This window comes from Pseudofrankia asymbiotica (assembly GCF_001983105.1).
Classification (GTDB): Bacteria; Actinomycetota; Actinomycetes; order Frankiales; family Frankiaceae; genus Pseudofrankia; species Pseudofrankia asymbiotica.
This window is the reverse complement of the sequence record NZ_MOMC01000137.1, coordinates 1-10,981: the sequence shown is the minus strand read 5'-3', so window position 1 is coordinate 10,981 and position 10,981 is coordinate 1. Positions and strand designations below refer to the sequence as shown.

Here is a 10,981-nt window from a genome sequence, read left to right as displayed (position 1 = left end):
GTTCTTCACCCGCCGATAGGAATACGCCTTCACCCCCAGCGGATGGGCCAGATGCACCCGGGCATCGAGGTCGCCCAGCGCGTCGACCGCCCAGTACCAGCCGTAGGTCGCCTCCAACACCACCTCGGCGTGCGCACCCGCCTTCGCGACCTCCGCCGCCAACGTCTCCGGATCGTTGGCGATCCGGACCGTCGAGAGCGGAACACCTTCCGGCGTCATCCGCACCACCACACTCCGGCGACGATGCAGATCAATACCGACTACCTGCGAACCCTCGTACCCTTGAGTCACAGGGGCCTCCTCGTCCAGTGACGATGGCAACAACCCCCGGCCTACCCGGGGGCCGTCACCAAGGAGCGGAGGCCCCGCTCCTTCATCGCATCAGGGCACCATAGCGGCTGCTCCGGTGGGACGAACAGGTGCAACTCCCCGTCGCGCACCTCGTACGCGGCACGCGTCTGGGCTCGTGAGGACCAGTGCGGCAGGTAGTACGGGAACCAGACATCCGAGTCGAGCAGATTACCCTCGAACCGCTCGTCGAGCGCGTGTCGTCGGATAGCCACAGTTGACGGTACGTCCGATCTCCAGCACCGGCGGAAGCGGCGGCGGGCAACTGATCGGCGGGCGCCGCTGAGGGTTGCCGCGATAGCTGTCGCCAGGGGGTTGCGGGAGAATCCCCCTACCGTTGTCCACGCTGTTGACGGCGTCGCTCGTTCGTGCTGATCATGGATGTCGGCGGCATCCGATGGAATTGTCGCGGCGGGAGTCCGTGCTATCGACACCGCTCAGCGGCGACGGCCGTCATCGCCCGCTGCTACCGGTCACCAGCCAAGCGGCCGTGGCCATTCCTTGGCGGAGTTGAAACCGTTCGTTGGCGGCTCGCCGGGAAACCGCAACGACGGCGGCCGCAGCCGGTAGTCCATGAAGATGACGGCTAGGAGCGCGGCGAACAGCGGGGAAACAATCAGGTGGGCGAGCAGCGCCACGGCGGCGATGACAACGCGGTCCCCAACCGTCAGCACACCGTCACCAGTCGCCGTGCTCCCGTCGAGCGCGTTGTGGTAGCACACATACCAGACCGCTGTCTGGAACAGCTGCGCCACCACCAGCAGGCCATACGTCGCCCACATCCGCCCGTGGACCAGCCGGTACGACCGGACGAACGCGGCGCGCGTCGTGCCGCCCTCCACCGCGAACACCGGAGCGGCCAGCGCCGTCAGCACCCACAGCCAGCTGTGCAGCAGACCCATCAGCAGGCGCACGCCGAACGGAAGGATGTCGCGGCCATAAAGCTCCAGATTGCCCAGCAGGCCGATCACGAGCCCGATCCCGACCAGTCCACCAAGGCGCGGCAGCGCCCGGCGCACCGCCGTGCCGGCATCGCCACCGGCCCCGTCCGCGGTGGCGATGACCGCGAACAGCCCCGCCAGCACGCACAGCCCGGTAACACCGAGCGTGCCTATGGCCACCTCGACCGTGGTGAAGGCCGGACCCGTCAGGTTCTTCGCGGCGATCCCGGCGGCCAGCGCGGCACCGGTGGTCACAACACCCACCGCGAGGGCCAGACCCAGCGTGACTGCCGGATTCCTACAGACCGTCGCGAACGCCCCGCTTACACACCGCCGCAGCAGACCCGGCCCCGGCGCCACCGGCCCGGCCGTTCCTGAAACCGGCGGCCACGCCCAGGCAGGCGGCAGCTCCGCCGGCTCGCCACCGGCCCGCGGAGCTGGTCCCGGCCCACCCTCGGGCACCGCCCACCCGCCGCTCGCGACGGGATCGTCGTGCCCGTACTCGGCCATCTGCCGCGCGCCCCCTCCGCCGGGCTTACGCCAGGCCGTCCCGACCGGACCGCCAGGCCGCCGATCCACGGTGCCCGTCCTGTCCCGAGTTCGCGGCAGCCTAGTGCGTTGCGTCCGCCCGGGAGCCGGCGGCCGGCTGGCGCGACCGGCCAGGCCGCGTATGCGCCGGTCGGGTACCCACGCCGCTGCCAACGGCGCTGTCGCATTCGACCGAGGCGTGGCGTGGCGGATACGGGTTGCCGCGCTGGTCAGACGGCCAGAGCGAGCTCGGCCATCACCGCGACCAGCCCGATCAAAAGGATCTCTAGACGGTCTGTGGCAGGAGGCCGAGGGCGCGCAGGCTCTCGGCGGTGTCCAGGATCGTCGTTTCGACGGGGCGTGGCTGCCAGCCGAGCTCGGTGCGGGCGCGGTCGTTGTGGATGATCGGCCGGGGCAGGTCGTCGCCGGGCGCCTCCTCGGTGGGCGCGTTCGCCCCCAGCGCGCCGAGATGTTCGCGCAGGGTCCGGGCGATCGCGAGGTAGCTGATCGACGGGCCGTCGGCGACGGCCAGGAACCGCTTGCCCGCGGCCGTCGGGGCGGCCATGGCGCGGATGTGAAGGTCGGCTACGTCGCGGACGTCGACGAGGCCGAACCGGGCGCGGGGAGCGATCGTCATCGTCCCGTCGACCATCGCCCTGATCAGCTGGGTGGATGACCGGAGGTCCGAGATGAGGGTCGGGCCGAGGATGAACGTCGGGTTGATCGAGACCAGCTCGGTGTCGCCGCCTTCGCGTGCCATGAAGTCCCACGCGGCTCGCTCGGCGATCGTCTTGGACCGTGGGTAGGGCGCCAGGCCGGGCGTGTCGGGATCGGTCCAGTCGTCCTYGGCGAACTCGGCGCCCGGCTTGGGCGTGTAGCCGACCGCGGCGAACGAGGATGTCAGCACCACGCGGCGGGCGCCGGCGTCACGCGCGGCCCGCAGCACCCGCAGTGCGCCCTCGCGGGCGGGCACGATCAGGTCGTCCGGGTCCTTCGGCTGGACGTAGGGCAGGGGGCTGGCGACGTGGTAGATCGCCGCGCAGCCGGCGACGGCGTTGTCCCATCCGTCGTCCGCGGTAAGGTCCGTGGCGGCCAGCTCCAGGCCTCTCTCGTCGGCGCCGCCGCGGCGCACCGCCGCGCGCAGCTCATCGGAGCGCTCCAGGGAACGGACCGTGGCGCGCACGGGAGTTCCGGCGCGCAGCAGCGCGGCGATCAGCTGGGTGCCCACATACCCGGATCCACCGGTGACCAATGCCAGATCGGTAGTCATCACGTTCCTTCCGTCGTGGTTGCTCCCTTCGAGCCTGGGGGCGGCGGCGCGGGCGGGGGAGTGCCCCGACGTTCCTGGGGGTGCCAGGGCCACCCACCGCTGGCGCGGGGCGACCTATGGTCGACGGGTGAACGACGGAGCGAACCCCCTCGGCGAGTACCTGCGCGCCCGGCGCGCACTGGTCACTCCCGAGCAGGCCGGCATACCCCAGCACGGGTCGCGCCGGGTGCCTGGGCTGCGGCGCGAGGAAGTCGCGATGCTCGCCGGGATCAGCGCCGACTACTACCTGCGTCTGGAACAGGGACGCGACCGTAGTCCGTCCACGCAGGTGTTGGAGTCCCTGGCACGGGTGCTGCGGCTCGACGCGGCCGGGTTGGAGTACCTGCTCGGCCTCGCGCGCGGCCAGTCCCGCCGGCCGCGCGGCCGCGAGCCCCGGCGCGAGACCGTGCCGGAGAACATCCGCGCGCTGCTGGACGCCGTCACCTTCCCCGCCTTCGTGGAGAGCCGGCATTTCGACATCCTGGCCGCGAACGCGATGGCGGCGGTGCTCTCACCACGATTCGTCCCCGGTCACAACCGAATGCGCGACTACTTCCTCGACCCCGCCGAACGGGACTTCTACCCCGACTGGGAGGCCGCGGCGAAGGGGATCCTCGCGGGGTTCCGGACCTCGGTGGGCAGCGATCTCGACGACCCGCGGTTCGTCGAGATCGTCGGCGAGCTGTCCCTGGTCAGCGAGACCTTCCGTACGCTCTGGGCCCGTCACGACGTCGTGCGGCGCGAAGGCTCGACCATGACGGTGAACCACCCCGAGGCCGGCCCACTTGAGCTCTACCGGGAGAAGCTGCCGATCCCGGGCACCTCGGGGCAGGTCCTGGCGCTCTGGCACGCCCCGGCCGGCTCGCCGGCCGCGGAGAAGCTCGCGCTGCTGGCCTCGTACGCGCTAGGGGCCCGGGATCCCGACGACGAGCCCATCCGGGCGCGCCGCACCCAGCGCCCCGCGCAGCGGGCGACCTGACGGCCGCCCGCTGCCGTCCGCCGATCTACAACACATCCGCGCCCACGATCAATACAACGGCGGGTGCTCAGGCCGGCGCCCGCATGAGCAGGGTGTCCCGGCGGCTGATCCGCCAGGCGCCGCCCGACCGGACGAGCGTGTCGGCGTACCGGCCGGCCATGACCGGCATCAGTTGGCCGTCCACGATCCGCAGGACGACGAAGTCGGACAGCGCGGTGGCGGCGTCCGGGCCGGCCGGCTCGGCGACGATGTTGACGGTGAGGTGCTTGCCCCGCCGATGCGGCGCGTCCCGCATCGGCGCGAAGAACTCGGTGAGCCCGGCCGTCCCCTCGGCCACCGCCTGGCCGTAGGTGTAGACCGCGTCGGCGGTGAACAGCTCCAGCAGCCCGGGGATGTCACCGTCGTCGCAGCGATGGCAGTACCGCGCGAGCACGGTCCGGATCGCGAACTCGTCGGCGATCTCAAGCTCGGCCACAGTCACCGCCCTAATATCGATTTCGACCCCGAATTCGACGCTAGCAGGCTCCGGCTGCAAGGGAGACGCACTATGCCCAGCCCAAGCGGCGCCGGCGAGATCGGCCTGTGGGCCGGCTTTCTCGACCGGCTGCCCGCCGCCGAGGCGATCGCCGCCGCCCGCCGCATCGAGGGCGCCGGCGTCGGGACGATCTGGCTTCAGGAGTACAGCGGGGTGGACCCGTTCGTCCGGGCGGCGCTGTATCTGTCCGCGACCAGCGACCTGGTCGTCGCGCTCGGCGTCGCGGTGATCCACGCCCGGGACCCGGAGGCGATGGTCGCGGTCGCGTCGACGCTGGAGGAGGCGTTCCCGGGGCGGTTCGTGCTCGGGCTCGGGGGCAGCCACAGGGCGCTGGTCGAGGCGCGCGGGCACACGTTCGGTCCGCCGCTGGCGACGATGCGGGCGTACCTGGCCGCGATGGACGCGGCCCGCGGCCACCGCCGGCTGCCGACCCGGGTGCTCGGCGCGCTCGGCCCGAAGATGATGGAGCTGGCGGGGACCGCGGCGGATGGCGCGCACACGTACTTCGCGCCGGTGGCGCACACGGCGGCGGTACGGGCGGCGCTCGGGCCGGACCGCTGGCTCGCGCCGACCCAGATGGTGGGTCTCGACCGGGAGCGGACCCGCGGTTACCTGCAGCTGTGCCTCGGCATGCCGAACTACACCAGCAACCTCCTGCGGTTCGGTCTCGAGCAGGCGGATCTGGACACGACGAGCGACCGGCTGGTGGACGCGCTGGTCGTCCCGGCGGGCGCCGTCACCGAACGGGTGGCCGAACAGCGGGCAGCCGGCGCTGACCAGGTGGTGCTCCAGTTCGTGCCGCCGCCGCCGGCCGAGGTGGTGCTCGAGCGCGTCGAGAAGGGGCTGACCTGACCGTCACCACCCTCACCGCCGTCACCTGGACCGCCAGCGGTGGGTGGTGTCGGGTGCCGATCGGGATGTCATCGTGCTGATCGGGACATCGGCGTCGACCCCGCCGATGTTCCGGAGGCGACGCTCACCGCACGCGAGCGCCAGGTCGTGCGGATGGTCGCCACCGGGCTGTCGAATCCCGAGATCGCCGAACGTCTCGTGCTCAGTGCCTCGACGGTCAGGACCCATCCCAACCGGACGATGACCAAGCTCGCGCTGTCCAGCCGCGCCCAGGTGGTCGTCTACGCCTACGAGACCGGCCTGGTCGTCCCGAGCCGGTACTCGGTCGGTCCCGGAGCGGCGCCGGACTGAGCCACGCCCGGGCGCATTCCCAGGTGTCGACCCTGGGATGCCCTTCCTGCACCGTGAGCCCGATCCCTGTCGTCGCCAGGTTCGATCCAGGATCGATCCGGCAAAAGTGGCTGTCATGGAAGACCAGGCGAAGGTCCCCCACCTCCACTCGAACCACAGCGCCTCAYGGCGCAAACAAGATCATCTTCTGATCCAAACTCGCTACCAGAGCCACTGGAGAGTAGCTGTCTGCTGGGAGCCCGAAAATCTGTCCCAGCTGTAGTAGACATCCGGCGCCACCCTGGGTACAGTTCATCTCGTAGCCAAGAGAGTCCATGGTCGCGGCAGACAGGAACTGCCGTGAGCAGGACGGCGGCCAGGGCAGGCCGCCGAGCATCACCGCAACAAGTTCGGCAGAACCCAGACAGGTGACCCACGAGGAGAGGGGAGCAGGCACCATCAGGATCGCCCGGGCGATGGGCGCTCTCGCTCGGACGCCGCGCAGGCCCCGGATTGGAAGGTGGTTCCCGGTCACGCATATGCGATCCCCGCACCCCCGCCCTCTCGGGTGGGCAGGCGGGTTCCAGAAGCCGGCGCGCCTTGGCTGGTAGATGGTGGTGAACCCTCGGGGCCCGGTGCCGTATGGCACCGGGCCCCTCGACGTGTCCCGAGAGGCGCGATGACCCCTGAAAGCGCTCGCAGACCGGCCGACAGTCTCGACGACGACGACTACCCCGCCTACACCATGGGCCGCGCGGCGGCGATGCTCGGCACCACTCCCGCCTTCCTGCGGGCCCTCGGCGAAGCTCGCCTGATCACACCGCTGCGCTCAGAAGGCGGCCACCGCCGCTACTCCCGCTACCAGCTGCGTCTCGCCGCCCGCGTCCGGGAACTCGTCGACCAAGGCACCCCCATCGACGCCGCCTGCCGCATCGTCATCCTCGAAGACCAACTCGCCGAAGCCCAGCAACTCAACCAGCGAATACGCGACAGCCAGCCGTCGACCGCCGAAACCCCCTGACGCGCAGACCAACGGCAATCCGACCAGTCGGGATGTGCCCGCCTTCGGTTAACGGTGGCGGACGCGACGTCGCAGGCCAGCCACCGCGGACCCGTGGCGAACCCAGCCACCGAACGACCCCGTCCACGTGGCAGCCCCAGAGGGCTAGTCGAGTTCGACCCAGACGCGTTTACCGTCGCCGTGCGTCTCGACCCCCCACCGGGCGGTGAGCACATCGACGATGTGCATCCCACGGCCCCGCTCATCGGAATCGACGATCTCCCGAGCCATCGGCCGCACCGACGACCCGTCGGCGAGTTCCAGGCGCAGCACCTCACCGGTGGCCCGAAGCTCCAGCCGCAGTTGCCCCTGCTCACCGGCGTGCTGCACGGCGTTGGTCACCAGCTCCGACACCACCACCGTGGCATCGTCAATCTGATGCTCATGGCCCCAGGCCAGCAACAGCCCCCGCAGCACCTCCCGAGCGGCGCCCACGGAACGAGCGTCGAACGGGAGCTCCACGCTGGCCGACCAGCCCCTGTCGCGCACCGCGACCAACCCCTCACCCCGTCGATCATGTCTCTCGCCGGCTCTCCTGCCCACCCATGGCCTCAACGAACCGCGCCTGCGGCCGACCCCTTCGCGTAGCCACCACATCGGACGGTCTCACGGGCGCCTCCGAGGATTCCGCCCGGACGGCCGACCGAGGTCTTGCCTCAGATGTGCCGTCGGTGCTATAAAAAATCTGGGTCAGCGAACACAGATAAGTAGATGGCCCAACGCTCTGATCGACAAGATCGTGATCGTGGAGGTGGAGTTCCGATGTTGGTGCGCACCGACCCGTTCAGGGAGCTGGATCGGYTCAGCCAGCAGGTGCTCGGCACCCTGGGCACGGTGGCCCGGCCGACCGGGATGCCGATCGACGCCTGGCGTGAGGGCGAGGAGTTCGTGGCGGAGTTCGATCTGCCAGGGGTGGACCCCGCCACGGTGGACCTGGACGTCGAACGCAACGTGCTGACCGTGCGGGCGGAACGTCCGGCGCTGAAGGGCGAGCGGGAGGTCCTGGTCGCCGAGCGGCCCCGCGGAGTGTTCAGCCGCCAGTTGATCCTGGGCGACAACCTGGACACAGAGAAGATCACCGCCAGCTACCACGCCGGCGTGCTGACCCTGCGGATCCCGGTCGCCGAAAGAGCCAAGCCCCGGAAGATCGCTATCGACACCTCCAGCGACGACCGCCGGGCCATCCACGCCTGAGCCGCGGTGGGACCGATGACGACCCTGCAGGGGGCGGCGCCGGTCCAGCCGGTCGAGACGCAGCTGGCGGACCTGATCTGCTCCGACCCCGACCTGCTCCAAGCCGAGTTCGACGCGATCATCTCGGCCGGATGGGACAGCGACGTTCCGACAGGCGGCCCGGGGCGGCCACCCGTGCCGAGACCAGCGTCGCCGCGACCATCACTGACCGCGTGCAGTCCCCACCCGCACCGATCCGGACCGCCGGCTGCCCGACGGCTCCAACGCAGAGCCGGGCAGCGGGCACCGCCCAACACCCCGACCCTCGACATCGAATCAGCGGCACGGCGAAGGGAGACATAGCCACCACTCACGATCCCCAAAGAAACGCCCATCATCACGTCGCTTCGCGCGCAGGTCTGGCCCCCGGCCGCTCTACCGGGGGCCAGACCTGGTCTGTTGCATTCGGAGTGTCGGGGGGGCCTGTAAGAACAACGGCTCTGGCTCAAATTCGGTGGTGACGGATTGTGGTCTCTGCGGCGTGTTGATCCTGGAGGTCCGTGCTCCGCTTCCGGTGGGTCGTCACGATGTGTCATGGGTGGTGCGGATCGTCTGGTGAAGCTGACGTTTTCGGGCTTGTCGCCACTGTTGATCGAGGAGGTGGCGGACGAGGGCGAACTCGTTCGGCTGCGGGCGCGGACGCCCGACGGGCCGGTGACGTGTCCGGACTGCGGTATGGCGACGTCTCGGGTGCACAGCTATGGCGAGCGGACACTGGCGGACGTGGCGATCGACGGCCGCCGTGTGCTGGTGGTCGTGCGGGTTCGCCGGCTGCTGTGCCCGACGCGCGGCTGCCGTCAGACCTTCCGCGAGCAGTTGACCGGTGTGCTTGAGCGCTACCAGCGGCGCACGCCTCGCCTCACCGCCCAGATCGGGGCGGTGGTCCGCGAGTTAGCCGGCCGGGCTGGCATTCGGGTCCTGTCCGCGCTGGCGATCCGGCTGTCCCGGCACAGCGCCCTGCGCTGCCTGCTGCGCCTGCCACTCCCACCACTGGCAGTGCCGCGGGTCCTCGGCGTCGACGACTTCGCGCTGCGCCGCCGGCGCCGTTACGCCACGATCCTGATCGACGCCCAGACGCGTCGTCGGGTCGACGTCCTGCCCGAGCGCGGCGCAGAGGCGTTGGAGGCCTGGCTGCGCGCCCATCCCGGCGTCGAGGTCGTCTGCCGGGACGGCTCCGGCGCCTACGCCGAGGCGGCGCGCAGAGCCGTTCCCGGCGCGATCCAGGTCATGGACCGCTGGCATCTGTGGCATAACCTCGCCGAGGCCGTACTGAAGGAGATCGCGGCGCACAGCGCCTGCTGGGCCAAGGCCGGGCCGCCTCCCAACGACGGACCTCGCGCCCAGACGACCCGGGAACGCTGGCACCAGGTCCACGGCCTACTCGGCCAGGGCGTCGGACTGCTCGACTGCGCGCGGCGGCTCAACCTGGGCCTGAACACCGTCAAGCGCTACGCGCGGGCCAGCGAACCCGAACGGCTCGTCCGCGCGCCGGCCTACCGACCGACCCTCGTCGATCCCTACCGTGACTACCTCAAGCGCCGCCGCACCGAACAGCCCGCCGTCCCCGTGCTACACCTGTTCCACGAGATCAAGGACCAGGGATATCCCGGCAGCTTCAACCTGTTCGTCCGCTACATCAACCAGGGCCGCGTCGACGCCGACCGGCCCGCGATCTCTCCTCGCCGCGTCACCCGGCTTCTACTCACCCGACCGGACACGCTCACCGACTCCAAGCGCGACCGGCTCGCCGAACTCACCGCCGCCTGCCCGGAAATGACCGAACTCGCCGGTCTCGTCCGCGCCTTCGCTGGACTCCTTCAACCCGCGACCGGCAACGCCGACCGGCTCACCGAGTGGATCACCAGGGTCCGCGCCGCCGACCTGCCCCATCTGCTCGCCTTCACCCACGGCCTCGACCTCGACCGCGACACCGCAAACGCCGCACTCACCCTGCCCCACCACAACGGCGGGACCGAAGGCGTCAACACCAAAACCAAACGGATCATGCGCCAGATGCACGGCCGAGCTGGCTTCCCGCTACTCCGCCACCGCATCCTGCTCGGCTAACACTCAGTCACCACCGAATTTGAGCCAGAGCCGTTAACTTGACAGCCCCGCTCGTCGCCGCGTACCTACCGAAAATTACGGGGGCTGTCAAGTTAACGGTGTAACGGGTTGTAGTTTGTCTGCTACTTTCGGCCGGCGGTGAGGCGGCCGTCGAACGCGAGGTCGAAGGCGTTGAGGGGGGCTTTCCAGCGGATCATCCACTTTGCCCGGCCGCGGCCGGTGGGGTCGAGGCTGGTGACGGTGAGGTAGAGGTGCTTGAGGGCGGCCTGCTCGTTCGGGAAGTGGCCGCGGGCCTTGACGGAGCGGCGGAACCGGGAGTTCAGCGACTCGATCGCGTTGGTCGTGGCGATGACGGTCCGGATCTCGGCGTCGAAGCGCAGGAACGGGACGAACTCGGCCCAGGCGTTCTCCCAGAGCCGGATGATCGCCGGGTATTTCTTCTCCCAGACCGCGGAGAAGTCGGCGAACCGGTCGAGCGCGGCGGCCTCGGTCGGGGCGGTGTAGACGGGCTTGAGGTCTTTCGCGAGCGCGGGCCAGTCCTTCTTGGACGCGTAGCGGAACGAGTTGCGTAGCAGGTGCACGATGCAGGTCTGGACGATGGTGTCGGGCCAGACAGCGGCGACGGCGTCGGGGAGGCCGGTCAGTCCGTCGCAGACGAGGATCAGGACGTCGAGCACGCCGCGGTTCTTCAGGTCGGTCAGGACGAGCTGCCAGTGTTTGGCGCCCTCGCCGCCGGTGCCGGCCCAGAGGCCGAGGATGTCGCGTTCGCCGTCGGCGGTGACGCCGATCGCGGCGTAGA

Annotated in this window: 13 protein-coding genes; 6 read left to right on the top strand and 7 right to left on the bottom strand. The window is 70.2% G+C overall.

Annotated elements, in window-relative coordinates; all coding sequences use genetic code 11:
• From BL253_RS38340 to BL253_RS38325, 4 genes are all read right to left on the bottom strand, one after another.
• Positions 1-291: IS110 family transposase (locus BL253_RS38340; protein ID WP_338013788.1), on the bottom strand; the 291-nt coding region annotated here is incomplete at its 3' end.
• Positions 292-332: 41 nt separating this feature from the next.
• Positions 333-563: a hypothetical protein gene (locus BL253_RS38335; RefSeq protein ID WP_076822993.1), complete on the bottom strand. Its 231-nt coding sequence runs from the start codon at positions 561-563 to the stop codon at positions 333-335.
• Between the two features lie 258 nt (positions 564-821).
• Positions 822-1,544: a hypothetical protein gene (locus tag BL253_RS38330; protein WP_076822992.1), complete on the bottom strand. Its 723-nt coding sequence runs from the start codon at positions 1,542-1,544 to the stop codon at positions 822-824.
• A 559-nt stretch (positions 1,545-2,103) separates the two neighbouring features.
• Positions 2,104-3,087, bottom strand: coding sequence for an NAD-dependent epimerase/dehydratase family protein (locus tag BL253_RS38325; protein ID WP_076822991.1), 984 nt, complete (start codon positions 3,085-3,087; stop codon positions 2,104-2,106).
• Between the two features lie 127 nt (positions 3,088-3,214).
• Here BL253_RS38325 and BL253_RS38320 point away from each other — a divergent pair, with 127 nt between their 5' ends.
• Positions 3,215-4,105 (top strand): helix-turn-helix domain-containing protein, encoded by an 891-nt coding sequence (locus BL253_RS38320; protein ID WP_076822990.1) that lies wholly within the window; start codon positions 3,215-3,217, stop codon positions 4,103-4,105.
• Positions 4,106-4,172: 67 nt separating this feature from the next.
• Here the strand turns inward: BL253_RS38320 and BL253_RS38315 are convergent, their stop codons facing one another.
• Positions 4,173-4,580 (bottom strand): nuclear transport factor 2 family protein, encoded by a 408-nt coding sequence (locus tag BL253_RS38315; protein WP_076822989.1) that lies wholly within the window; start codon positions 4,578-4,580, stop codon positions 4,173-4,175.
• Positions 4,581-4,652: 72 nt separating this feature from the next.
• On the opposite strand from BL253_RS38315, the gene BL253_RS38310 reads away from it, so the two are divergent.
• From BL253_RS38310 to BL253_RS38300, 3 genes are all read left to right on the top strand, one after another.
• Entirely contained in the window at positions 4,653-5,492 is an 840-nt protein-coding gene (locus BL253_RS38310; protein ID WP_076822988.1) for a TIGR03620 family F420-dependent LLM class oxidoreductase, read from the top strand.
• Positions 5,493-5,531: 39 nt separating this feature from the next.
• On the top strand, positions 5,532-5,843 hold the full coding sequence (locus BL253_RS45045; RefSeq protein ID WP_081439105.1) for a response regulator transcription factor: 312 nt from the start codon (positions 5,532-5,534) through the stop codon (positions 5,841-5,843).
• Between the two features lie 658 nt (positions 5,844-6,501).
• Entirely contained in the window at positions 6,502-6,843 is a 342-nt protein-coding gene (locus BL253_RS38300) for a helix-turn-helix domain-containing protein (protein ID WP_076822987.1), read from the top strand.
• A 144-nt stretch (positions 6,844-6,987) separates the two neighbouring features.
• Here BL253_RS38300 and BL253_RS38295 read toward each other — a convergent pair whose 3' ends face one another.
• On the bottom strand, positions 6,988-7,371 hold the full coding sequence (locus tag BL253_RS38295; RefSeq protein ID WP_241835527.1) for an ATP-binding protein: 384 nt from the start codon (positions 7,369-7,371) through the stop codon (positions 6,988-6,990).
• A 273-nt stretch (positions 7,372-7,644) separates the two neighbouring features.
• On the opposite strand from BL253_RS38295, the gene BL253_RS38290 reads away from it, so the two are divergent.
• Both BL253_RS38290 and BL253_RS38285 read left to right on the top strand, forming a co-directional pair.
• Complete coding sequence (locus BL253_RS38290; protein ID WP_076822985.1) at positions 7,645-8,076, top strand: Hsp20/alpha crystallin family protein; 432 nt, start codon at positions 7,645-7,647, stop codon at positions 8,074-8,076.
• A gap of 573 nt (positions 8,077-8,649) precedes the next feature.
• Positions 8,650-10,182 carry an ISL3 family transposase gene (locus tag BL253_RS38285; protein WP_076822984.1) on the top strand — a complete coding sequence of 511 codons (1,533 nt, stop codon included), beginning with the start codon at positions 8,650-8,652 and terminating at the stop codon, positions 10,180-10,182.
• A gap of 122 nt (positions 10,183-10,304) precedes the next feature.
• Here the strand turns inward: BL253_RS38285 and BL253_RS38280 are convergent.
• On the bottom strand, positions 10,305-10,981 hold a 677-nt coding region (locus BL253_RS38280; protein ID WP_116438936.1), incomplete at its 5' end, for an IS256 family transposase.